The organism is Flavobacterium marginilacus, from assembly GCF_026870155.1.
In the GTDB taxonomy this organism is placed as follows: Bacteria; Bacteroidota; Bacteroidia; order Flavobacteriales; family Flavobacteriaceae; genus Flavobacterium; species Flavobacterium marginilacus.
This window is the reverse complement of the sequence record NZ_CP113975.1, coordinates 1,748,774-1,774,355: the sequence shown is the minus strand read 5'-3', so window position 1 is coordinate 1,774,355 and position 25,582 is coordinate 1,748,774. Positions and strand designations below refer to the sequence as shown.

Below are 25,582 nucleotides of genomic sequence, written 5' to 3'. Positions count from 1 at the left end.
ATTAACATAAAAAATAAAAAATTTTATTACAACAATATGGCAGGCTTAACAATATTCAGTTTTTCTTCAAAATTGATTTGTAAATTGCAGCATGAAAATTTTAATTATCGAAGATGAGCAGGAAATTGCTCAAAGCATTTCAGATTATTTTAAGACCAACGGCATTCAATGCGAAACGGCTTCCAATTGTGCATTGGCACTTACCAAGATTGATAACTACGACTACGACTGCATATTATTGGATTTAATGCTGCCTGATGGAGACGGGTTTACTATTTTAAAAGAATTAAAAAGCAAAAACAAAACCGAGGGCATTATTATTATCTCTGCAAAAGAAAATTTAGATACCCGCATTGAAGGTTTTAATCTTGGTGCCGATGACTATCTGACCAAGCCTTTTCATCTTTCGGAACTTTTAGTACGCATGCAGGCACTCATCCGCCGGAAGAATTTCCAGGGAAGCAATAGTGTTGTTTTCAACGAAATCACTATTGATATTTTCTCTAAAACAGTAACTGTCAGCGGTCAAAAACTCGATCTCACCAAAAAAGAAATCGACTTACTGCTGTTTTTAATTGGCAACAATAATAAAGTTCTGTCCAAGGGAGCTATTGCCGAACATCTTTCGGGAGATATGGCGGATATGCTTGACAACCACGATTTTATTTACGCCCACATAAAGAATTTAAAAAAGAAACTGCACAAAGCAGGAAGCGGCGATTACATCAGAACAATTTATGGCTTAGGCTACAAATGGGAAAATGAGTAAAAAACTGTTACATAAAACCACCAGCAGCTTTCTTGCATTTGCCATCATTATACTGCTGGTATCCGCTCCTGTATTTTATTTCATCTGCCAGCAGCTTTATATTTATGAAACGGATGAGGTACTTCATTTTCATAAAGGCGCATTTGCAAAAGAAAGTTATAAAAATTTCACTGAAAATGACATTGAAGCCTGGAATAAATACAATCAGAATGTCGTGATTAGTGCCGATATGGGAATAACTAAAGATTCCATTTTTGGCGAAATGGCATTTGACTCTGTTGCCAAAGAAAAAGAACCATTCCGTATCATTTATGCTCCTGTCACTATAAATGGTAAAAGGTATACATACAAAGAAAAAATAAGTCTGGTAGAAATGGAAGGAATGGTAATAAATATTGCCATCATGTTCCTTTGCATTATAATTATCCTGCTTATCGGAATTATCTGGATATCAAAAAGATCTGCCGCAAAAATATGGAACCCGTTTTATAATACGCTTCATCAAATGCATGATTTTGAAATCGATAAAAATAAACCGCCGCATTTTTTCCCAACTGATATAAATGAATTTAACCAGCTCAACAAAAGCCTTGAAGGACTCATTGAAAAAAATACTGCCATTTATAAAAACCAAAGGGAATTTGTAGAAAATGCGGCGCACGAACTGCAGACACCGCTGGCTTTGTTTCAGACTAAAATTGACACTCTATTACAGCTGGAACTCAATAAAGAACAATTTTCTGTCTTAAGTTCTTTAAATAATGATGTTTCAAGACTTAACCGTCTTAACAAAAATCTTTTGCTGCTTTCCAAAATTGATAACGAAAGCTATCTTGAAAAAAGTACTATTGTTTTAAATGATTATATTGAAAAACATCTTGATTTTTTTACGGAACAAGCCGAAGCTAAAAATATCAGCATTACAACTGAATTCAGCTCTATCCTTTCTATTTCAGGAAATCCGGCTTTGACCGAAGTTTTAATTAATAATCTGTTTTTGAATGCCATCCGTCATAATGAAAAAAACGGAAACATAATCATCAGCATTCAAAACAATCAATTAACTTTCCTTAATACTGGACAATCGGCACCATTAGCAATTGAAAAGCTGTTCAATCGTTTTTCCAAAATAAATCCTTCATCGCAGGGAAATGGTCTTGGACTGGCAATTATAAAAAAGATAACCGAAATCAATCAGTGGGAGATCAAATACGATTTTAATAACCAATTGCACAGTTTTAGCATTACATTCTAAAAATTCTATTTTTTGTCAGCTGTCCTGTCACAATAACTATAATAAACACAACGACCAACAGCAGACTTGCATTAATGTTACCAAAATTCATGCCTTCTGGTTTTGTCAAATAATCCCCCATTGTCGCACCAATTGGATGTGTCAAAATAATGGCCGACCAATACAAAAGTTCTCTTGAAATTTTTGTCAGATAAACCAATCCGACAACAACAGAAAGCAATAGCACCAAAAGTAAAGTGCTTCCTTCAAAACCCAACGGTGTGTTATGAGCCAGCAGATCACCAAATGCAGTTCCCAATGTACTTGAAGTTAGAATTGCAGTCCAGTATAAAAATTCGGTTCGTTTGTTCAGCCCGTTTTCTATCGTATTGGTTTTTGAATGATATTTCCAAATACCAAATGTAAACAGCAAAGCGACAGTCAGTAGTAAGGTTCCAAATGTATATCCCTCATTTTCTGTAAATCCTAATTCCAAATGAAAGAAAGATCTGCTGATAAAATCGGAAATTGTAGTTCCGGCTGTACTTGCCGGAGTTATTATTATCCAATACAAAAGCGGTTTTTGGCTTTTTGAACAAATTGAAATGATCAGCGCAATTAAGAACAGTGTGATTAGAGCAATTGTTCCTCCCCCATAGCCTAAGTTAAATGTTTGAGAAATTAAATCTCCTGCTGTTTCTCCCATAGTATTGGCACTAATAATTAATGCCCAATAAAAAAGGTTTATTTGGGGTAAATGTTTCTGTTTCATTTATTAAAATTTAAAATTGCATCACCAAACCACAGCCCATTTGTTTCCCATTATAATAAGGCAGAACCATAGAGGAAACTTTCTTTTCTTTTGCTTTAGTGCTGAAAATTTTTCTATTGATGTAAGGATAAATCCAATAGGCCGCTTTGGTACTTAATATTCCAATTCCTGCGCCCGCAGCTACATCAGTAAGCCAGTGACGGTTGTTGACAATTCTAAAAGCACCTGTAGCCGTAGCCACAGCATAACCGCTTATTCCATACCAAATGGATTTGTCTTTGTATTCCTGCCAAAGAAACTCCGCTCCGGCAAAAGCAGTGGCAGTATGCCCCGAAGGAAAGGAATTATTCGAAGAACCGTCAGGTCTTTCTACATGTGTGATATTTTTTAAAGAAAGAACAGCAGCGCTCATCATCAGATAGGAACTGGCCAAAATAATCGATCGGTCTTTGAGATTATTTTTACCGGTCATTCCGCATGCATTTAAAGCATAAACAGAAGCTGCAGGTGCGTACTGCATAATGTCATCGATCGAAAATTTCTGATCGATATTTTCAGTTACTTCGTCCTGAATTTCAAGATTATAGCCCTTGAGCTGATCACTGTTTAGACCAATAACACCATAACCAATTAATAATGAAGGAATTATTAACTGTTTATAATTAAATTTTAAATGCTGTACAGTGTCTTTTACTACAATAGTATCGGTTACACTGTTTTGTGCTGACAGTAAATGTGCTGACAGAAATACAATTAAAAAACTGAACCATTTCATCATAACTATTTTAAAACCAATACAAAGTACAAAATTAATTCTGAATTAATTCTGAATTTGTTTGTGAGGGATTACTTCTTCAAGTTTGTCATTCCGAGATACGAGGAATCCCCGTTAGAAACTCAACAAAGATTGGGGATTTTGATTATGGAATTAGCTGCGGAGATTCCTCGTACCTCGGAATGACAATATTGGGCGTAGATTTTGTGTAAACATTAGTATCACTGAAATCATTGAATGTTTATTTGCGTCTTTGAGAGAATTATAATTAGATAATAGCTCGCAGGAAATCTTTAATAAGCCGGCTCCTGAACGCCGTTATTTTCATTTTCACCTTTCTTGAACTCAAGTTTTCCAAATTTATAACTGAAGGAAATACCAAAGGATTGAACGGGAATTTCCTTTATGTTTACCTGCGAGTAATTTGCGTCATAACTATTCGATTTTTGGCTCAGATATTTATTAAAAGGATTTGTCATGGTAATTCCTAAACTTGCATTTTTATTGAAAAATAATTTTCTAAAAGCCAAATTATAAAAATAAGAAGCTGGACGGTCTCCCTGAACAATTTTCTGGGAGGAGCGGTAATTTCCGGATATTTCGCCAAACATAGTTGAATTGAATTGGTAATTCAGATTCAGATTTCCCCTGTAAATAAAACTGCTTACACTCTCAAAGCCCGGAGTACTGTTGGTTCTCTGCCCGCATTCAATATTGGAACGAATTGTTATTTTATCCCCCATTGAAACTAATCCGAAAAGACTGGCGCCATAGGTGATCTCAGAGCCAATGTTGTAACGAGTTGTCAAGGTAACATCAGTATAATCGGTTCCGCTGATAGTGAGTGTGGGATGAAAAGTGGTCAGACTTTGGATATCGTCAGTGTTTCGGCGGTAGTATCCCGAAAAATAAATATTTGTCCCCTTACTGAAATTTTGGCTGTAGCCCAATTCATATCGATTACCAATTTCAGGTTTTAAAAAAGGATTTCCAGTGCTGATATTGTGCGGATCACTGATATTAAAAAACGGATTTAAATCTTCATAATCGGGTCTTTCGATACGGTAAGTGTAAGCAAACTTTATGGATTGATCTTTATTAAACTTATGCTGAACAGTAAACGAAGGTGCAAAAGTATTGTAATCCGGTATAACTACTCCCACAAAATCTGCCACAGTATTAGTACGTTCATAACGAAGACCGGCTTTACCTACCAAAAAATCATTGAAAAAGGCAAAAGAGCTTGAAGCATAAACCGCATAAATATTCTGCTTGTATTTAAACGCATAGGTCTGCCCTTTGTTGTTTATGTAGGAACCATCTGAGTCCAAAGTATCGGTAACGATATTGTTTTCTATGTTTTGAAAATTTGCTTTAACTCCTGTTTCAAGGGTATAACCTTCGGAGATAGGTTCTGCAAAATCCAACGTAAGTCCCACTTGGTGGTCTTTGCCCGGATTTATGTTTCTAAGTCCCGATAACGGCTGAATATTTTCCTCATAAGAAGTTCGGTGCCCCGAATTAATGTCACTTTTTCCGTTGCTTGATGTAAGCTGAAAATCCAGTTCCCGATTTTCTTTCTCAAAAGTTTTTTTATAATCAAGCCCCCAGTCAATAGCTTTTTCTTTAAAATTACTGATTGAATTTCGTTCACTTTTTATTTCGGACACAAGAGTTCCATCTGCCAGATAGGAAGTTTGGTTCTGCAGCGTTTGTCCCGTTGAGTTATTGGAAAAAGAATTATAACTGAAGGATGCCGCTAATTCATCCTTTGGAGTGATGCTCCAGCTCAAATTAATTCCAGTCCGGTAACCGCTTCTATCAAAAGGATTCACTCCGTTTTGATAGAGTCTGTTAATACTGTCTCTGGCTTCGCTATAGGAAATACGATCGCTGGAACTTTTTGTTTCTGTAGCTAATTGTTTGTTTCCGCTAAAAAAAATACCTGCCCCAAAATTTCCATGACGGGCATTAAAATTGAATGATCCGTTTTCTAAACGTGTTCCGGCCGATAGATTGATACTGCTGTTGATTCCTTCGAGTTTATTTTCTTTCAGAACGATATTTATGATGCCGCCCGTACCCGCAGCGTCGTATTTTGCCCCTGGACTGGTGATAACCTCGATGCTCTTTATCTGATCAGCGGGGATGGTCTGCAGTGCGTCTGAAATACTCGCACCAAACATGCTGGAAGGTTTTCCATTAATCAAAAAACGAATACTGGGATTACCCTGCAGTTCAATTTTTCCGTCAATGTCAATGCTGACCATTGGAACATTTTTCAAAACATCTGCGGCAGTGCCTCCTTGACTTGAAAGGTCGTTTGCGGGGCTGTATACCATTTTGTCAATTTTACTTTGAATTGTCGAAGTTTTCGAAACTATTTTTACTTCATTAAGCTGATTTGACATTGGCGAAAGCAGAATAGTCCCAAGATTCAGCATGCCTGCTTTCTGATTTATACTGGAATTTATGGTCGCTGTTTTATAACTGATAAAATCAATAGTAATGTGATAATCGCCGTCTGGAAGGTTATTGATTGAAAAAGAGCCGTTTTTATCAGTACTCAATCCGTTAAAAACTTTGATTTCCTTTCCTTTATAAATACTGACAATTGCCATTTCTATAGGCAGTTTCGTTTCGGCATCAATTACTTTACCTGTGATTTTACCTTTATTTACAGCAGGTTGTGCAAATGACACAAAAGAGAATAAGAGAGCAGTAATAAAAACTGTATAGCGCATAATAAAAATTCATGCCGTAAAAATACTATCTCAAATCTGAATAAAGTCTGAACATGAAAATTTCTAAAGTAATTATTTTTATTTGCTGCAAAGCTGAAGTGTTATATGTACTTTTTTATTTGCTAAAAAAAAGCCTCTAAAATTTTGAGATTACCAAAACCTTTCTCCTAACATTTTATACTCCTGCTCTGACAAACATTTAACTTTTTTAGATAAAACCAAATGATTCAATTTCAAAACTAAACCAGAGGAGGCTGTCCGAAAAGGACAGCCTCTTGGGGTGAGGAAAAATAATCAAACTATTTTATATTTTCATTTGCTATTAATCAGAATCACACTTAAATCAAAGCAAAAAGACAAGATTGTAAAATAGTAAAAGCGCCTAGTAATAAGTATTTGATTGGTAAGAAAAAAATGTATGCTAAGGGCTAAAAAATGTAGTCTCTTTTCAAAGCGCATTTTTTCTATTATCAAAAAAACGAATAGGCTTTCTGCTGTTTGGATTAAAAATTAATGGCATTAATATTTCATTTGCAGTAAATTCAATTTTGGGAGTTACCCGTAATTTGGATCTAAAATGATCTTTCAATTCTTGCAAAAAAACAGAAGAGGGATTCTGAACCGCAATTTTTATCAAAATCTCGTCGGTTCCCAAATCATTAGATGAAATTTCGATAATATAGTTATCAATATTCCCAAAATTATTCAGAACATCATTCATTGCCGGAGGATACAAAGTGGTTCCTTTGTATTTAATCATGTGCTGTTTTCTGCCAATTACAGGACCTACACGCAATGTATTGCGCCCACATGAACACGAATCTGAATGCAGCTGTACAATGTCACCCGTTTTAAAACGAATGAGCGGCATGGCTTCTATCCCCAAAGTGGTAAATGTTAATTCACCTGATCCGCCATTTGAAACCGGCTTATTGTTTTCATCCAATACTTCTATAATAATTAACTCTGGATGATGATGCCCTCCTACTCCATGACTGCATTCGGTAAAAGCAGTGCTCATCTCAGTCGAAGCATAGGTAGAAAACAGCTTAATATTCCATTTATCTGTTATTTTCTGGCACAAGGTATTGCTGGTAAAATCTTGATTACGGATAGGTTCGCCAATACAAATAGCTCCTTTTACACTTGAATTGTTAATATCAATATTGTGCTGTTCCGCATATTCAATCATTTTTAGTAAAAAAGAAGGAACAGTAATTAGATAAGTAGGTTTGTATTTTAAAATTGAATCCCATTGCAGCTCCGGAAGTCCTGCACCAACTCGGATTACACCGACTTTCATTTTTCGAAGACCTAAAAAATAAGCCAATCCCGCCATAAAACGACGATCAATTGTCGTCATCAGCTGTACAAGATCACCTTCTTTTATTCCGGCGCAGTCAAATGAAATAGCTTCGTTATAAGCTAAACGATCCAAATCTTCATCAGTCAATCCAAAAGTTACAGGATCGCCCAAAGTACCGGATGTAGTAGCATAATCGATAATCCTGTTCTTTGGAACACATAAAAATTCATCATTATACTTTTGTAAATCTTCCTTTGATGTAACAGGCAATAATGCTAAATCCTCAATTGTTTTTATACTGGAAACATCAATATTGCTTTTGGCAAAGATAGAGCTGTAAAAGGGCGAATTTGTATTTGCATACTGCAGCACTTCCTGCAGTTTTTGCTCCTGAAATGCTTTTATATCGGCTTTGGCAGCTAATTCTATTTTTGGAATCATTATAGTTTTCTTTTTGCTTTTTTTAAATAACTGCTAATCTTTTCTCTTTCAACACGTGAAGTAACTTCTTTTGTCAATGCTTTCCCGAATTGTTCCTCAGCCAAGTTATATTTTTTATTTTGATAAAAGTACAATCCAGCTTTATAATAAACAACCCAATAATCAGGATTTAAAGATTGGTAATAATCCAGATATTGATTCGATGGCAAATCGGATTTTTTAGCCAGAAAAGAATCCATTTTTTTGTCTTCGATACGAAATTGAATGTAGTTTTGATAAGCTTCTGTTTTCAAGAATGGATCAGGAGGAATATTCATTGCTGAATTTTCCAATGAAACAATAGCAGCTGTATTCTCTTTTTTGTTTTTGAAAATTGTATTCAAATCATAACAGACAAACTCCCCTAATTGATAGGGATTTGCAGAGACCCAAACCAATCGCTGGGCTGGCTTGAAAACAATTCCGTGGTGAGCCAATAGCTGATTAATCGCTTTTTCATTACCATACCCTAATGGCACATTATCTATTCCTTCTTTATTTCTAAGGATATTGGCAGCAATTTGTGGTGTTATTTTTTGATTCTCATTCAGTAATTGAGTCATTCGGTCAAAACGGTATTGGGAATGACTATCTTTTATTTGAGCCAAATTTCTTTTATTATCTTTTAAAGCATCACTTTGAAAATGATTGGAACAAATTATTTCATTGCCATCAGGAGCTTCAAAAACACCTAAATTATCGGGAGCAATTTCTATTAAAACAGCCTTATCATCATTGGCACTGCCAACCATAATAGACTCGGAAACAAATACTTTCCTTTTTTTAGCAATAGCAACAGCTTCATCAATAGTTTTGGCGTATTGCAAAATTTCACGGGTCACAATAGAAATAGGCGTTTTGGCTATTAATGGAATCTTGGATTTACCGGCATTTATGGTTACGGTTAATCCTTCGGCATTCATTCCGGAACAGGCACCTATCATTCCGGGCCAAGTTATCATCATAAATGGATAACCCTCTTTTGGATTAATAAAAGCAACAATTTTTTCTTTTGCAAAATCATCTCCTGCATAAAAATCAAAATTTCTGCCCAAAATCAAACTTCCGTCATCTGATTTATTCCCCCAAGCAGCAAATGATGTACAGCCTACCATTGCCAGATCCTGAACTGCATGTCCTATATCATGAGCACCATGCAGATACAAATCTCTTAAAAAAGAGGGTGCAATATGGTTTAAATCTTTAGGCGCATATTGGGAAACTCCATAAATTTCAGTTTGAAATTCATTATCAACATTAAGATATAATTTTCGATTATACCATTTTAGGAAATTTCGAAGTAATGATTTTTTAAAATCAGAAGGGATCAATTCATTTATCTTATCAAAAAAGACATGCTCTTGCTTTTTTAACAAGGAGTCGGTCAGGCTCCCAATAGCCAATCCCCTTTCCAATGGATCACCTTCGACATAAAGCTCCCATAAATGCTGTTTATTTTTGAGCAGAAAATTATTGCCGGTATAAAAAATAGTATCAGATTGTTTTTTAACAATAGGGATTGTATTATTATAAGCCGCTATCTCCGGCTGATGACGCATCGACTTTGAAGTACCGCAAGAAATAAGGAATAAGGCAAGGAAAAAAATATATACTGTAAGTTTTTTCATATTCAACTATTCTTGGTTCTCGATTAGTTTTTAAACATTATGACAATGTTCTGTTTATTTCACTATACTTCCTGATTAATTTTGTTTACCAGATAATCTTTTCCTAAAATCTCGGAACACGTAACAACCGCGCCAATGGTAACGCCCAAAACGCCATGCATGTTGATACTCTGTCCTGTTAAATATAAATTATCTAACTTAGTTTTTGACGGAATAAATGTCTTCATCGGATTTTCACAATCTTTCTCATAGCCATACATATTTCCGTTATATCCTCCAATATAATCTCTGTATGACAATGGCGTAGAAGTATGAACTGATTTTATACAGTCTCTTATTCCAGGGAATTTTTTCTCTATTTCATCTAGGAAACGATTCGTTTTACGAGTTTTAAAATCGTCATAGCTTTCGCCTCTATCGTTAACATCGGCTACGGTATTGAAGGTTTCTTTCCATGAATCCAAATCGGAATACTTCATATAAGTAATAAAAGTCATTCCCTCTGCCCAGCCATCATCTGTTTTAGAAGCATTCATCGAAGCCATAAAAGCTTTTGGCCAATTCTGCTCGTTATAATTTTGAGCATCCCAGACTTCACTGCTATTTTTACAATGGTAATAATTCTTGTTCATGTACTTAAACGTTTTTGGTTTAAAAACGACATATAAGCTAAAGGCCGAAATACTGCCTTCTAAACTCGAAATTCTATTGACAAAGGCTTTCCTAAAATGGTTCTCTCCTGCTAATTTCAAGGTAATCTTGGGATCTATATTCGATATAAAATATTTTCCCTCCACACTCGTGCCATCTTTCATTTTGGCTGTGGTAATAGCATTGTCTTCGACAACCAACTGATTGACATCTTTATATTTAAAGACATCACCTCCATATTTTTTAAGCTGTTTTATCAACTGTTTTGTAATCTGGCTGCCACCGTTTATGCAGCGCCATGAACTCTGCATGTAGGTATTAACCGTAAGTGCGTGTACATAAAAAGGGGATTTTTCACCGCATCCTGCATATAAAAAATTACTTCCTGCAAAAACAGCCTGCAACATTTTATTTTCAGTGAGGCTTGCAATAAAATCCTTTGCATTTACAGAAAGAATATCATTGTCATAGCGTCCTTCAGCACTTAAATTATAAAGGGGAAATGTATCGCAGGTGTTAATAATTGCTTCACAATATTTATTTATTGCCTCCCTTTCCTCAGGAAAAAACTTAACCAGCTGATTCACAAAATTTTCATACCCTTGGGCATGAGGAAACTCCATATTTACATCTTCAAAAGAGATTATATCGTATCCGTCTTCGTCCATTTTTTTGAGATTCAGGCTATCCATAATCCCAATGTACTTGAAATATCGATATAAATTCTGCCCTTCGCTTAATCCTCCAATGTAATGAATTCCGGTATCAAAAATCGTTTTATCGCGAACAAACGTCTGCAAATTACCTCCAAACTGATTGTTCTTTTCCAGCACACAAACGCTATAGCCTTCCTTGGCTAAAATTATAGACGAAACAAGTCCGCCCAATCCACTTCCGATTATAACAACATCATAATGCTTTTTCATCCTATCACTTTCTTTAATACAATCATTTCTTCTGTCTCATGCTCAGTTTGAAAACCAAATGATGCTATTTTTTCTTTTAATTTTTTATTTCCCAAAACGATTATTCTGCTTGCCAAATTACATACTTCAGCCAAATTGAACACTGACTCTTCATTCGAAATCAATACTACATCATACTTTTTGAGAGTATTCAATTTATCTTGATCGAAATAATGAATCGTCCTTTTCTTTAGAATATAATTAGTTTTGGCAATGGCTCTATTCTCTTCTGAAAGTATAACCGAATCAATCTTTCTTTGAGGCTCCTGCAATGCCAAAAGTATATCCAATTGCCCATAATCATTTCCAAAATGAAGTATTTTAGCTTTAGAATCCATCCATTTATTTAAATCAAAATATAACTGTAAATTTTGATTAACATCATCTTTTATCGCTTTTACTATCTGAATTTCCTTGAAAGCATAGCTATTCATCAGCTTCGCCTTAAAATAATCCAAACCTTCCAATTCCAAACGCAGTTTTTTATAGTGCTGTTTAAAGAAACTGCTTATTTTTTTAGTTCTCTCTGCAGGATTTGTGCCAAAGGTGGTATCCTCAAACTTGATTCTATCCAAAATAGTTACCGTAGTATTTCCACCATTAATAATAAAATCGCCTTTAGGCAAAACTTCGGAATATCCGTGAATGAGTACTGGAACTATATCCAATTCTAATTGTTCGGCCAAATAAAAAGCGCCTTTATGGAATCGCTTAATTGCATTATCCTCAGACCGTGTTCCCTCTGGAAAAACCATTATGGAAAAACCTTCCTGCACTTTGGAACGCAAATGTTCTACGCCATTATCCACACCGTTTGAAACTGGATAAAATCCAGCCAGACGAACTCCTTTTCCGAAAACCGGAGAATTATAAACCCAATCACTTACCAAGAAAATAATTTTTGGACTCAACATTCCAATAGCCAAAATATCAAGGAACGAGCTATGATTGGCAATAATTACGGCAGGTTTATCAAAGGTCTCATTTGAAGTATTATCTATTTTTCTTTTTAAAGATGGATAACTTGCCAAAACCGAATGCATGAACTTCGACATCAAAAAATGAAATCCTTTTAATTTTGATTTCCTTGAGAAAGGCAAAATCGCCATCAAAACGACACTTCCCAATGATAATACTACGCATCCTAATCCAAAATAGGTAAATGACAGAGCGGAATGCACCAATCGCTTAATTTCATACGGAGATTTTCCTTTTTTTACTCTATTGGTTATAAAAAAATGAAAAATCAACGGCTGAATTATAAATGTAATCATCAGCGCCGAAAATATTCCGATAATGGCAATCAATGATATCGATTTTAGTGCTGGATGTTTGGCAAAAACAAGTACTCCCATTCCCAAAATCGTGGTTGCTACTGAAAGTAAAATTGAGGTTCTATAACTTGGCAATTCAATTTTCCCGAATGTAAATTCCTTTTGTAACGCCGTAGTCATAAAAATACTGTAATCTACTCCTATTCCAAAAATCAACGTACAAACGATGATGTTAACAACATTAAACTGCAGCCCAAAAAGTCCCATAAGACCTGTGGTAAAAATCCAGCTTATAAGAATTGGAATGATGCTGATTATAGCCAATTCAATTCTTCTAAAGGCTATTATGAGAACTAAAAATACAGCAATGAAGGAATAATCAACGAGGTTTTCGAAATTCATTTTTAGAGTTCCTAAAAATGTTTCGTTTGTTTCCTGCCTGTCAATTACAACCAAATTTTGCTGTTTTTTAATTTGATTTACAAAAACATCTCTTTTTTCGCTGGTCACTTTCACTAAGCTGGAAATAGTAAAAAAGCCATTTTTTTGTGCCACAAATTCATCCAGAAAAAAAGATTTCACTCTAAGATATTCATCAATAGTGACTGGCTTAAAGCTCTTGTCAAGCAAATCAAAAAAACCTGAAAAAGCATCAGCCTTAAAGCCATAATGACTTCCTTCGTTAATTAATGTCTGATTCAAATTTGCTTTTTTCTGCGAATCCCAAAAAGAATTCCATTCCTTTATTTTTTGATTTTGAACATCGGCAGAAAAAACAATTCCGCCAATAGAACTAAAATTCAAGATACCTTTTCCAGCTTTATCTTTTTCCAGTACTTTAAAAAGAGCATTATTCTTGGCTATAACTTCATCATAACTTTTACCGTAAATAGCCAAATAAATAGATTTGGAATCATTGTTATTGGCAATTTTGTCTAATTTCCTTTCATTCTGTTTCAGCTCGGGAGTCATGAAATTCAAATCCGAAAGATCATTATTAAACGTAACTTTTGAATATGTAAAAAGCGAAACAATTAGCAATACCAGCATTGAACCTATCAGAAACTTACTTTTGTGATACGAAAATGCACCTAAACTGTCAATCAAATTTGGTTTTTGGATAAACTTTTTGGAGTCAAATTTGTATAAAACCGGAATTAGAATTATTGAAAAAACAGTAGTGGCAACAACGCTCAATCCAGCAAAAATACCTAAATCCTGTAAGGCTTCCGACTTGATAAAAAACAAACACAAAAACGTAATGGATGTTGTAATTCCGCAAAGTAGTAATGGTCTTGTAATATCTTTAAAAACCAACTTCACATTCCTGTTGTTTCTCAAATGGGTTAAAACATATATCGAATAATCCGTGGTTTCTCCTAGTAAAATAGAACTGATACCTAAAGAAATGGCCGATATGCTTCCTTTACAGACATACAAAACTGCCAAGGCAAATAAAGCTCCGAGCAACGAAGGAATAAAAATGATTATTGGAGTGGTAACGCTTCTGTAAAAAAAAGCCAGTATCAAAATCAAGGTAACACCTGCAAATATAGATGTATTTTGAACATCCGACTTAATTTGTGTAGCATTGGCAACAGCCACAGGCGTTGCACCAAAGTAACTCATCTCTGCCTTGCCTTTAAAATGTCTATTTAAATTTGCCTTGATTTTATCCAGATTACTGATAAAAAACGTGTTTTGATCCGTTTCATTTGTCGCCAATTTGGGTGTAATAAAAAGCAGTAAATTTTTCCTGTCCTTTGTTAAAACAAATCCGTTTTGGATAGCAAAGTCATCACCTACACTTAACTGTTCCATTTTTTTTAAGGCAATAAAAGAAATGCCCAGCGGGTCTTTAAGAATAAAATCCTTGGACACCAATCCAGCAGGAGAAATTATCGATTTATAGTCGGCAGCGACAGTATTAGCAATGCTGTCTTTGTGCAGTTTATTTTGGATATGCTCATAATCCTTTTTGTTCAAAAAAAGAGGCAGATTATCGTATACAAAATCAAAAGTTTCCTGAATATTTTCTTCTTCAATCTTGCCTTGAACTTTGGATATATAAGGCTTACAAGGTTCCAGACTGTCTAAAAAGACATTGGCATACTCAGTAAGATTCTCCGATGAACCATTTTCTTTGGTAGAAATTATAATTGTAATCTTATCGGCAAAATTTACCTGATCCAATACTTTTGAGGTTATTCCAGACTGATCATTTGAAGGAATCAATTGATTTATATTTTCCTGAAAAGAGATTCTAAATGCCAAAAATCCCAAAACAAATACAATCGAAATTGCTATACCAAACGAAAGTAATTTCTTGGAAGTAATAAATGTATATAAATCGAATAACTTATTTTGCATGTAACTGTTTTTTGTGTTTTAGATTACCAGCCAAAGTTAATAACAAGTAACTTGTAAGACCAAAAAGGACGGCCATAAAAGTCGCTAAAATAAAACTTCCAACAAGATATTGGGCAATATTTTTTTGAATATCATCAAATGTCATATCCGTGTTCAATATCAATGGTTTGCTGCTGCTAATAAAATAACTTCCAATCTTAAGCGAAGCATAAATAATAAAAGGAATGAAAGGAGGAAAACTTATATTGGAAAATGCAAAAGCAATAGCTTTATTAAGCTTTAACAAAACAGCCAAAAACAATACCAAAATAGTTTGAAATCCCCAAAAAGGACAGATTCCAATAAAAACACCTAATGCAATTGAAGCCGATTTTCGAGTATTCGAATCATTGCTTTCGAGTACATTCTCTAGAAAAAATTGTTTAAGTCCTTTTTTTTTTAGTTTTCTAAAAAAATCTCTAGGCTTAATATACACCAAAGCAATAATAACCAAAACTGTATTAAGAATACTAATTCGGGTGAAATCTTTAAAGGGTCTAAAATGGGAAACCCGTTCTTTTGGATCGTACAAAACCTGAACAGGAATATTCTTTACAGGAATATCTTTCCAAGCGGAACGAACAATAACCTCGATTTCAAACTCAAATTTGTTTGTAAAATAATGAACAGGAATTTTTCGTAAAGGATATAATCTAAAACCTGATTGAGTGTCTTCCAATTTATTTCCGGTTTCGAACCAAAACCAAAAATTTGAAAATTTATTTCCGAAACTGCTCTTTTTAGGCACATTCTCCTGAACCATATTTCGGCTTCCAATTAAAAGTGCATCTGGATTTGTTTCCAAATTATTTAAAAAACTCGGAATATCAGATGCAAAATGCTGACCGTCGGAATCAATTGTAATAGCGTAATTGTACTCTAATGCCAAAGCTTTTTTAAAACCATTTCGAAGTGCTAACCCTTTTCCTGAATTTTTAGGGTGGTGGACTTGAACCAAACTTGAATACTCCTTCAGAATTTCAACAGTACTATCTGTAGAACCATCATTTACAATAATAATAGCAGAAGTATACTGTAAAACCGAATCGATAACCCGCTTTAAAGTTTTATGATTATTATACGTTGGGATAATAACACAAACCTTATGCTGATCCATACGTTTTGCTTCTGAAAAACTAGTATTCATTTTTTAATTCTTAAGCTATTCAACCAATTGTTTTTCAATAGCGTTAAAACTATTGGACTGGGAAATAAATTCACCAACATACGCTTTTAAGGCTCCCGTCTGCTCTTTATAATGATCCAATAAAAACTTCTTATCTTCTTTTTTATTCCCTCTGTAATTGACTATTTTAGGAACATTTTCCTGAATGCTCAAACGAATCATTCGTATCTCAATGGCATTGGGTTCGGCTGTTACGGCATATTCCAGCAATGCTGCTCCTTCCTTGAATTTTTTAGATTTGTCGGTTGCTTTTTTTTCCAGTTTGGAAAGAATAATTATTGATGCTCCCTTATAGGCAACCAAGACTTTATTATTGTCCTCTTTGGTAACATCCGCTAATTTTACTGCCATATCTTTTGCAACGCTTTCCGTTGCAGCAGCGGTCTTATATAACTTTCTGATTTCGGTAACCGAAGGATTTGCGAAAAAAAAGAAAATAAAAAGAAAGGTAATTTTCATGACATCAAAATTAAAAACAGGTACAGTATTTATTATATTTTCTTATAAACACAGCTTAATTTCAAGGCAACTGTTTGGTCAAAATAACTAACATTTTTAACCTTAATCAAATTATCATCCGTTGTATTTATATCTAATTCCAAAAGCAGATCCGGATTTACAAATGGATTAATCAATGCCATAAATTTAACATTACTTAAAGATTCCATAAATAAGGAGCTGGCTGTAATCTGCTCTGTTAATTCTTTTATAATCTGCATCATGCATACACCCGGCATAATAGGATTTCCAGGAAAATGTCCTTCAAAAACTTCATGCTTTTCATTGATTGTGATTTGTGCTTTATACTTGGAATCAACAATGTTTTCCAACACTTTTACTGTATAGAAATCTTTTAATAGCATATTTTATTTTATATCAAATGAATACGATAAACCAAGCTGAAATGATTGATTCAAAACTACTTCGTCATAATTCCCATTATTGTTGTTATCAATATTTGTATTGTAGTTATTACCATAAATATCAACTACTCCCTGTTTAAAACGAGCATCAAGAGACAAACCATTTGGAAATGAAAATCCAAATCCTCCAACAATAGCAAAATCAAATCCTATTGGAGAATCACTATAAAAATAACTTTTATCAAAATTATCATTAACCTTAAAATCTAATGAAGGTCCAACAATAACATGAAATCCAGTTCCAAAAGAAAACTTACTGATAGCACCTAAAGAAAGATAGTCAAGTGAATGCTTTACAGAATTATTAACAGTTATGATACTTTGGTTGTAATAATTATCTATAAGAAGGTCACTATAATTTGAATTTGCCCCTTGCTGTGAATAAACTAACTCTGGCTGCAAAGTATATAGTTTATTAAATTTTATGGCTAATTGACCTCCCAGATAAAAACCGGTCTTAAAATCCGAATCAAAATTTGTCAATCTCGAAAAAACAACACCGCCTTTAACACCAGGCTGAAAAGTCACCTGAGCATTTGATTGTACAATTCCAATTAATACAAAACAAATAATAGTAATTACTCTTTTTTTCATATCTTATTTTATATCAAATGTATAGGTTCCTCCCACCGAAAAAACCACATTAGTATGACTCTCATTATAATCAATTACTGGAATGATTCCTTTTTTAACTCTTGCTTCTATTCCAAAATTAGGAGTTATGCTAATTCCTGCTCCCAAAACAAAAGCCATATCGACACTTGCATCCGTATTGAAATTTTTATCTACTACAAAATCTAATGTTGGACCAAAATGAATGTTAAATTTATCACCAAAAGTAAATTTATTCACGACCCCAAAAGACAAATAATCAACATTAAACATACCATTATCATTAGTTGGTGATTTATATTTTGAACCTTGAGCCGAATAATTAATTTCGGGTTGCAAAGTATAAAATTTTGATAGTTTCAAAGCACCATAAAAACCAAGATAAAAATCAGTTTTTGTGGAGTAATCCCCCCTTTGACTATCTATATTGTCAGTATCATAATAATAGTAGTCATTTCCTTTTGTAAAATGAGTAAAATTGCCCCCTCCCCTTAATCCTGGCCTAAAAGTAACCTGAGCTTGCGTTTGCAGTGTCCCAAAAAAGACAAGAAATAAAACCAGTATACCTTTATTTAATTGATTTTTATTATTCATCACTTCAGTTATTGATTAAAATAATTTAGTTCGATTTTCAATTTTATATTTTTATGCTCGATGGTAATCTTATCGGCAAAAATATCATTTTTAGAAGTATAATAGAGGTTAATTTTTGCTTTTCTTTTAGTAGCGTGTACAATTTTACTTAATTTATTTGTCCCTTTCGAAACGTATAAATAATTCATTTTATTTTTATCCAAAGTCTCATAAACGCTTTCCTCACCGTTATCAAATTGATTGCTTGTGATATAATGACTTCGCAAAAGCAATCTAAAATCCGTTACCAAAGTATTTACCAATAACTTTCTATCCAATTCTTCCAGAATAAAATTGACTTTATAATCTGATTCGGAAATTTCAAAATCGAGCAGCTTATTGCCAAATTCGGTAGTAAAAGCAATTCTATGCGTGGTATCGTTTATTTTTTTGGCAATAAAAATGCCTGTCAGCTCATTTCCGTAAACTGAAATATTGGCTTTATACACATAATCAATTTCCTGATTTGAAAAATAGGGAACATCAAAAACGGCTGTTTCCAAAGGCACAGCTTTGTAATCCTTAACTAGCTTATTACCGGCACATGATGCCAATAAAAAGGCTATGATACTAATTCGAAAAAGAAGCTTCATCGACTTTGGTATTGATTACTTTATTTTTTAAGACAATTCGGGTATAATCTGCAGAGGATTCCAATAATTTAACCTGAATCACAGTCGCATCTTCTTTATCAAAAGTTAAATCGATTTGTTTGATATATTTTTTAAGAGTCGCATCTTTGGGAATAAACTTAGCGATGTTTTGATCTTTATTTTTAAAATACGAAATAGAGAATTCCTTGTCATCAAATAAATCTCCGCTCACGCTTCCAACAATCAGTTTGTTGATTTTTCCAAACAATTTACTGCTTCCAATATCTACGGCACTTTTCTTTCCCTCGTCATTGATAAGTATCTTTCCATTTTTAAAAACGATTGAATAATTGTATGGCTTTTTATATTGCCAGAGCAAGGAATAAGGCTCTTTGAAAATCATTTTCCCCGAAGTTTCAATATCTTTTGACAGAAAATCCAAATGCTTGTACTGCACAAAATCAGTACTCAAAGTCTTTATTTTTTTAGACACCACAGCCACTGACTGTTTAAATGCAGTAACTTCTCCGTCACTCATCTTTTGCTCTTGTGCCCAAGACTGAAATTGACAAACATTCAAAAAAAGTACTACTATAAAAATTTTAGTTTTCATACGCTTTTATATTCAGGAGTTCTTCCAACGGAACAACACTGTAATTGTTTTTTTCTAAAAAAGACAGTAACTGCTCTAACACATTAACCGTTTCGATAGAGGTATCGTGCAAAAGTACAATTCCTCCCGGTTTAATTCTTTTAATTATTCTGTCCAATAAAAATTTTCTATTTTTAAAAACTCCATCCAATGATCGAATATTCCATCCAATAGTTTTGTGTCTTGTCACAGCCAATGCCTTACGAATGGAAGGATTGGTAACACCATAAGGCGGTCTGAACAAGGTAGTTTTCCTTCCTAAAATCGTTTCAATTAAAGCATCTGTTTTCTCAATTTCGGCGATGATTTTAGCTTTGCTGTAAAAATCAAAAAAAGGAGAATGACTGTACGAATGGTTTCCTATCGCGTGGCCCTGCTTTATGGTTTCCGTTAAAATTTCGGGATGTGATTCGATATTTTTACCAATGCAAAAAAACGCAGCCTTGACATCATACTTTTTTAAAACTTCCAAAACAGCAGCTGTCATTTCATTTGGACCGTCATCAAAGGTTATTGCTATTTTCTTTTCAGTTATTAATGGATTACTGCAAAAGGTTTTTACATGGTAATTTGATCCAATAAAAGAAGACCCGATAAATACAATTATAAACCATAAAATACCCACAAATACAAAATATCTGACATCGATTACTACGTAAAAGCTTGCCAAAGCGAGCAGCAAAAGCAGTAAAATAAAAAATACATTTGTCAGGATATACTTCAACAGCTTGAAATTAAAGTGAAACTATGATCTATTCCGTTGCGCTGATTGTACAACAAAATTGTATTATACGTTTCTTTATCTATTGTATTTACTTTTACAATATCGGGAATACTTTGAGTCTGAATAATTTTGGCTCCAACCCACAGCCCAAATGCCGAGGCAGTATTATACTCGCCACTCAAATGTTTGTAATAAATCTGTGGTATATCTGCAAAAGTAACTTCTGATAAATCTTTATAATACAAATCAGAATCCACATCGCCATTATAACCCAAAACTACTGCATCAATATCCGTAAGCTTCAAATTATTGAAAGCTAAAAAAGAACTGATTTTATTTTCAATTTTATCAATTTCCAATATATTCAGAATTTCAACATCCAAAACAGCAGCTATTGTTGCTGCTTTCTTTTCTTTTTCAACTACAAAAAACGCAGCACCTTCACCCTGAACAGCACCTTTGGTTATACTTTTTAAAAATGAATCAAGTCCTTGGTTTTCATTTTTTACAAAACCTGCAAGTCTGAAAAGTGACATTGTATAATCGGCCGTTTCATCTATTCCGCCAACCAATACGGAAGAAGCATCATTTTCATCCATCATCATTTTGGCATCAAATAGTGCCGATTCAAAAGAAATAGAACCATTTACATACGTCAAATTATAGGCTTTGCATTGCAGTCCCAACGCAATTTGACCGCCAACAGTATTGTGTGTCGATTGAATAAAAGAGGTAGGCGTTAAAAACTCTTCATTGTTATCCAAAATTGCCTTCAAAAATTTCTCCGAATCTTCGATACAGCCCATTCCGGTTCCAGTAATAATGGCATCAACGGTCTCCAGCTGAGCTTCCCGCAAAGCCAGAGTCGAAGCAACTATGCCATTTTTAACTCCTTTTGCCATTCTCCTGCTCGCTGCTGGAGAAATAAAATCCTTATAAACAGGCTGATTAATGGGTAAAACAGTATCCACCTCATTTACTGCCGATTCTTCAAGAAAAAGACTATCAAAGGTTTTTTGGGCCGAAATACAGCCTAATCCATTTATAAAAATCTTACTCATTTTTAATCAAAAAAGTTAACACGAATTGCACTAATTTGCACTAATTTACACGAATATAAAACATTAGCCTTTTAATTTCACAAACCAATTCGTGCTAATTCGTAAAATTAGTATTCTATTTTTATTCGCTTTTAGAAAATATCAAAGTCGAACAATTTCCTCCAAATCCAAAAGAATTAGAAAGCACATGTTCTATATTTTTATGCTTTAAAGCTGTTTGGGGTACCAAATCAAACTCAGCCATTGGCGTCTCAAAATTCAAATTTGGAAAAACGACGTTATTTTGAATTGCCAATACACTATACACGGCTTCAATAGCAGCGGCAGCGGCCAATGTATGTCCTGTAAAAGGCTTGGTAGAACTGAAATCGGGAACCTTATTTTCGCCAAACAGCCGAACCATTGCCCGCCCTTCGGATAAATCATTATTTGGAGTTGCAGTTCCGTGGACATTGACATAATCAATCTGCTCCGGTTTCAATTGGGCTGCCTTAAATGCTTTTTCCATTGCCAGAAAAGCACCATCTCCATTTTCTGAAGAAGCAGTTTGATGAAAAGCATCATTTGCATTGGCATAACCCGAAACTCTTGCCAAAACTTTTTTGTTTTCTTTTTTAACCAATTCTTCTGATTCCAAAACCAGAAAGGCAGCGGCTTCTCCGAGATTTAATCCTTTTCTATTATTATCGAATGGCTTATTATAACCATCCGATAAAATCATCAGTGTTTTAAATCCATTGATGGTAAATTTGGACATTGCATCTGTTCCGCCCACAATAACACGATCCAATTTACCGGATTTTATCATTCTGGCTCCCAGCATTATGGCATTTGCAGCTGACGAGCACGCAGTACTGATGGTAGTTACAAAACCTTCCAACCCCAGTTCGTTTGCCATTTTATCGGTATTATCACCTGCATTATGACAGCTGATGTATTTTACAACATCAGGATTTTCAAAATATTCTTGGTAATAGCGTTCTGTCATATCCATTCCGCCCACACTCGTAGCTGAGATTAATCCCGTTTTATACTCGTTAATAGAAGTAATTCCGGCATCTTTTACCGCTTGTTTAGCAGCGATGGTTCCAAGCATGGCGGTTCGGGAAAAATTATTGTCCTTCCCTAAGCCCAGCTCATCTATTAATTCCTGATTGGTCTTTTTAATTTCGCCCACCTTGATAACATCGGCATGAACGGTTGCAATATTCTCGATCGTTGTAATTCCTGCCTGGCTATTCAGCAATGCATTATAATTTTCCTCAACTGAATTTCCAATTGAAGAAATAATACCCATTCCGGTAATGGCGACACCTTTATTCATTATAGATTTTTTGATTTTAGATTTCGAATAAACAGAACATTAAATAAAAATAGCATTTCTAAACTTTAAATCTTAAAAAAGTGAGTTGAAAACTTATTATCTAACAATCCAATTTTCAAGTTCAATACCTTTCAATCTTTCGAAATCTTTAATATTTTCGGTTACTAAAATTAATTTATTTTCTATTGCAGCTGCACCAATTAATAAATCGAAATCATCATTTTGAGGTTTACCTAATTTATTTAAACGGACTTTTTCTTCAGCGTATTTTTTTATTGAACCGTAGATTGGAATTATGACAATTCCTTTTAAAAAAATATCTACTGCTTTGTGCGATTTTATTTTGTCGGCACTATTTTCAGCACCAAATCTTAATTCTAAAACCGTAATTTCTGAGATATAGCAATTTTCGAGACCTTTTGATTTAAGTATTTTGTCAACTTCAAATTTTCCGCGCAAAAAATGTACACAAATATTAGTATCAAGTAAATATTTCATTAGAATTTAATTTCTTTCGTTCTAAATTTTCTACTTGATTTTATATCTGCATTTATTTCATCGGAAGTTTTTTCAGTCGAAAAAGCACCGAAAGATTTATAAAAATTATTTTCTTTGTTTTTAGTTTCCGCCTTTAATGATTTCGTTAACTTTTCTATAAGTTCAAGTTTGCTCATTGAATCTAAACTCTCGAATAATCCAAAATAATTTTCTATTATATTTTTGTCTGTAAAAGTCATTTTGCGATGTTTTAATTCAAAGATAGGCTATTTTACATTTTTTGTCAAATGATTTATCCCAATGTCTGATGCTGAATCAGAGTAAAAGATTATTACTTAAATCTGTCCTCTAAATTCTAAAATTATTTCACTCTATTCTCCGAAATATAAGCTGCCATAACTTCGATAGACTTAAAAATAGTCTTTCCCTCTTTTGGATCTACTAATTTAATTCCATAATCTTTATCAAGCATCACAATAAGTTCCAACGCATCAATAGAATCAAGTCCTAAACCATCTCCAAACAAAGCATCGTCATCATTAATATCAGCAACAGTGATATCTTCAAGGTTTAAAACTTCTATTATTTTACTTTTTAATTCCTGCTTTAATGCTTCCATAATTATTTATTGTATAGTTTTTTTAATTGTTCGTGATTGTGTTCTCTTTCGCCTTTTTTATCAAGCAGATAAAAAAAGGCTTTGTACTCTTCATTATAATATTCCACCCATCCGCATAAAACTTTGTCCGCTTTTTGGGTTTCCAAAAGTATATTGCAGTAGTTTTCCATAAATACCGGGTCATAGTCCGCAAATATAAAGAAAGAATTTTCGCTTTTCAATTGATGTTTAATACTTATTTCTCCTAAACAGATATTAGGTAATGTATAAACAAAAACTGCCGGACTTGGGTAATAATTCTCAGAATCTGAAATCGAATTCTGATGCTTAACATCGGTATCCAAACTCGAGGATTTATTGGCAAATACTAATGCAGTATTGCTTTCTGCTGAATTTTCGGCTGTTGCCAAAAGTAATTCGGCACCTAAAAAAGCCAATTTACTCAGATTATCCATTTTAAAAAACTTCGGATAATTTATTTCAAAATGCTGATATCCTTTCTTTGAAAAACCGGCAAACGAATCCTCTTCGGCGGTAAAAACGGCTTCTCCATTCAAAAAAACTGTATTTTTCTGAATGGTACAAAAAGAGTGAATATAATTTTTATTTACTGTCATTAATATACTTTTTCAAATAAAACAGCTGTATTGCATCCTCCAAAACCTGAAGCAGTTTTTAGAAAATAACGAATGTCCGCATCCGTCTTTTTTTCAATAACCTTAATCGGCTGGGTTACTCCAATGGTATCAAATCCTAATGACGCAAACAATGTATTCTCCTTAACCGATTCTATTCCGATAACGGTTTCTAATAATCCCGAAGCTCCTAATGTATGCCCGTAATACCCTTTAAAACTATTTACCGGTACATTTTCGAGTTCTAACCTGTTTAACGCAATAGCTTCCATCTCGTCATTATAAGGTGTTGCCGTACCATGAGCTGAAATATAATCGATTCGATTACTGTCTATTTTGGCTTCCGCCAAAGCGCTTTGAATACTTCGGTAAAGCCCTTCTCCTGTTCTGGAAGGTCCCGAAATATGGTTGGCATCATTGATGGAGCCATCGCCTATTATTTTTATTTTAGCGTTTTCTTTATTTGAAGAAACCAAAACGGCGGCTGCAGCTTCTCCCAGACTTACTCCCGTTCTGTTAACCGAATAAGGCTTGCACGGCAAATTACTCATTGCCTGAAAGGAGTTGAATCCCGATAAAACAAATTTTGAAACTTCATCACCTGCGACAACAAATACATTGTCATATAAATTCGCCTGAATTAACCTTTTGGCAACTGAAACTGCCAAAATTCCTGAAACACAAGCATTAGAAACCACAATAGGTTCGTTTTTGAATCCAAAAAAAGCAGCAATTTTTTTAGCCAGTACATCCAAATAAGCGGATTCAATATTACTTGAATTTTCTAAAGCTTTTATATTTCCCTTGGTTGTCGAAAGTATAAAACCGGTACGTTCGTCTGATGCCGCTTTTACATTTTTAATGATTGGTTCCAATGCCAAAATCATCATTTTCTCCAATCTCGAATAACCCTCTGCAGAAGTCACTTTGGCGAAAGCCAAATCCAATTCAGCATCATTAATAACAGCTGCATAAAAAGGTGCATTCAGTAACTTTGGATTATCCTGCAATTGAATACCGGAAACCCCATTACCAATGTTTTTTATATTGGCAGCAACATCAAACCCAATGGGTGTAATGCAGTTCGTTTCGGTTATAAAAACTTCTTTTGCCAT

24 protein-coding genes are annotated in these 25,582 nt (G+C 34.1%); 2 read left to right on the top strand and 22 right to left on the bottom strand.

Features of this window, described 5'->3' with window-relative positions; genetic code table 11:
• The first annotated feature begins 91 nt into the window (after positions 1-91).
• On the top strand, positions 92-769 hold the full coding sequence (locus OZP07_RS07710) for a response regulator transcription factor (RefSeq protein WP_194640923.1): 678 nt from the start codon (positions 92-94) through the stop codon (positions 767-769).
• Entirely contained in the window at positions 762-2,024 is a 1,263-nt protein-coding gene (locus OZP07_RS07705; RefSeq protein WP_281637865.1) for a sensor histidine kinase, read from the top strand. The genes OZP07_RS07710 and OZP07_RS07705 overlap by 8 nt, the downstream gene beginning before the upstream one ends.
• On the opposite strand, the gene OZP07_RS07700 is transcribed toward OZP07_RS07705, so the two are convergent.
• From OZP07_RS07700 to OZP07_RS07595, 22 genes are all read right to left on the bottom strand, one after another.
• Positions 2,014-2,775, bottom strand: a complete 762-nt coding sequence (locus tag OZP07_RS07700) for a COG4705 family protein (protein WP_281637864.1) — start codon at positions 2,773-2,775, stop codon at positions 2,014-2,016. The genes OZP07_RS07705 and OZP07_RS07700 overlap by 11 nt on opposite strands.
• 10 nt (positions 2,776-2,785) lie before the next feature.
• Positions 2,786-3,550 carry a phosphatase PAP2 family protein gene (locus OZP07_RS07695; RefSeq protein WP_194641064.1) on the bottom strand — a complete coding sequence of 255 codons (765 nt, stop codon included), beginning with the start codon at positions 3,548-3,550 and terminating at the stop codon, positions 2,786-2,788.
• Between the two features lie 293 nt (positions 3,551-3,843).
• On the bottom strand, positions 3,844-6,294 hold the full coding sequence (locus OZP07_RS07690; protein WP_281637863.1) for a TonB-dependent receptor: 2,451 nt from the start codon (positions 6,292-6,294) through the stop codon (positions 3,844-3,846).
• Positions 6,295-6,742: 448 nt separating this feature from the next.
• A complete protein-coding gene (gene flxY, locus OZP07_RS07685; protein ID WP_281637862.1) occupies positions 6,743-8,041 on the bottom strand; it encodes a flexirubin biosynthesis putative acyl-CoA ligase FlxY in 1,299 nt (432 codons plus the stop codon).
• Positions 8,041-9,708: a C45 family autoproteolytic acyltransferase/hydrolase gene (locus tag OZP07_RS07680; protein WP_281637861.1), complete on the bottom strand. Its 1,668-nt coding sequence runs from the start codon at positions 9,706-9,708 to the stop codon at positions 8,041-8,043. The genes flxY and OZP07_RS07680 overlap by 1 nt, the downstream gene beginning before the upstream one ends.
• A 62-nt stretch (positions 9,709-9,770) precedes the next feature.
• Complete coding sequence (locus tag OZP07_RS07675; protein ID WP_281637860.1) at positions 9,771-11,285, bottom strand: phytoene desaturase family protein; 1,515 nt, start codon at positions 11,283-11,285, stop codon at positions 9,771-9,773.
• On the bottom strand, positions 11,282-14,968 hold the full coding sequence (locus tag OZP07_RS07670; protein WP_281637859.1) for an MMPL family transporter: 3,687 nt from the start codon (positions 14,966-14,968) through the stop codon (positions 11,282-11,284). Before OZP07_RS07670 ends, OZP07_RS07675 begins: the two co-directional genes overlap by 4 nt.
• Positions 14,958-16,154 carry a DUF2062 domain-containing protein gene (locus tag OZP07_RS07665; protein WP_281637858.1) on the bottom strand — a complete coding sequence of 399 codons (1,197 nt, stop codon included), beginning with the start codon at positions 16,152-16,154 and terminating at the stop codon, positions 14,958-14,960. Before OZP07_RS07665 ends, OZP07_RS07670 begins: the two co-directional genes overlap by 11 nt.
• Positions 16,155-16,169: 15 nt before the next feature.
• Positions 16,170-16,652, bottom strand: a complete 483-nt coding sequence (locus tag OZP07_RS07660; RefSeq protein ID WP_281637857.1) for a hypothetical protein — start codon at positions 16,650-16,652, stop codon at positions 16,170-16,172.
• Between the two features lie 32 nt (positions 16,653-16,684).
• Entirely contained in the window at positions 16,685-17,056 is a 372-nt protein-coding gene (locus tag OZP07_RS07655) for an ApeI family dehydratase (protein ID WP_281637856.1), read from the bottom strand.
• Positions 17,057-17,059: 3 nt separating this feature from the next.
• Positions 17,060-17,710, bottom strand: a complete 651-nt coding sequence (locus OZP07_RS07650) for a porin family protein (protein WP_281637855.1) — start codon at positions 17,708-17,710, stop codon at positions 17,060-17,062.
• 3 nt (positions 17,711-17,713) lie between these two features.
• A complete protein-coding gene (locus OZP07_RS07645) occupies positions 17,714-18,322 on the bottom strand; it encodes an outer membrane beta-barrel protein (protein ID WP_194640935.1) in 609 nt (202 codons plus the stop codon).
• A gap of 8 nt (positions 18,323-18,330) precedes the next feature.
• Positions 18,331-18,954 (bottom strand): flexirubin biosynthesis protein LolB2, encoded by a 624-nt coding sequence (gene lolB2 / locus OZP07_RS07640; protein ID WP_281637854.1) that lies wholly within the window; start codon positions 18,952-18,954, stop codon positions 18,331-18,333.
• A complete protein-coding gene (gene lolA2, locus OZP07_RS07635; RefSeq protein ID WP_194640936.1) occupies positions 18,932-19,567 on the bottom strand; it encodes a flexirubin biosynthesis/transport protein LolA2 in 636 nt (211 codons plus the stop codon). The genes lolB2 and lolA2 overlap by 23 nt, the downstream gene beginning before the upstream one ends.
• Entirely contained in the window at positions 19,557-20,330 is a 774-nt protein-coding gene (locus OZP07_RS07630; protein WP_281637853.1) for a polysaccharide deacetylase family protein, read from the bottom strand. Before OZP07_RS07630 ends, lolA2 begins: the two co-directional genes overlap by 11 nt.
• On the bottom strand, positions 20,327-21,391 hold the full coding sequence (locus OZP07_RS07625; RefSeq protein WP_281637852.1) for a beta-ketoacyl synthase chain length factor: 1,065 nt from the start codon (positions 21,389-21,391) through the stop codon (positions 20,327-20,329). The genes OZP07_RS07630 and OZP07_RS07625 overlap by 4 nt, the downstream gene beginning before the upstream one ends.
• A gap of 121 nt (positions 21,392-21,512) precedes the next feature.
• Positions 21,513-22,715 carry a beta-ketoacyl-[acyl-carrier-protein] synthase family protein gene (locus tag OZP07_RS07620; RefSeq protein ID WP_281637851.1) on the bottom strand — a complete coding sequence of 401 codons (1,203 nt, stop codon included), beginning with the start codon at positions 22,713-22,715 and terminating at the stop codon, positions 21,513-21,515.
• Positions 22,716-22,811: 96 nt separating this feature from the next.
• Positions 22,812-23,213 (bottom strand): type II toxin-antitoxin system VapC family toxin, encoded by a 402-nt coding sequence (locus OZP07_RS07615; RefSeq protein WP_194640939.1) that lies wholly within the window; start codon positions 23,211-23,213, stop codon positions 22,812-22,814.
• Positions 23,213-23,452 carry a hypothetical protein gene (locus OZP07_RS07610; RefSeq protein WP_194640940.1) on the bottom strand — a complete coding sequence of 80 codons (240 nt, stop codon included), beginning with the start codon at positions 23,450-23,452 and terminating at the stop codon, positions 23,213-23,215. The genes OZP07_RS07615 and OZP07_RS07610 overlap by 1 nt, the downstream gene beginning before the upstream one ends.
• 122 nt (positions 23,453-23,574) lie before the next feature.
• Positions 23,575-23,832: a phosphopantetheine-binding protein gene (locus tag OZP07_RS07605; protein ID WP_194640941.1), complete on the bottom strand. Its 258-nt coding sequence runs from the start codon at positions 23,830-23,832 to the stop codon at positions 23,575-23,577.
• Positions 23,833-23,834: 2 nt separating this feature from the next.
• A complete protein-coding gene (locus tag OZP07_RS07600; protein WP_194640942.1) occupies positions 23,835-24,449 on the bottom strand; it encodes a 3-oxoacyl-ACP synthase in 615 nt (204 codons plus the stop codon).
• Entirely contained in the window at positions 24,449-25,582 is a 1,134-nt protein-coding gene (locus tag OZP07_RS07595; protein ID WP_281637850.1) for a beta-ketoacyl-[acyl-carrier-protein] synthase family protein, read from the bottom strand. The genes OZP07_RS07600 and OZP07_RS07595 overlap by 1 nt, the downstream gene beginning before the upstream one ends.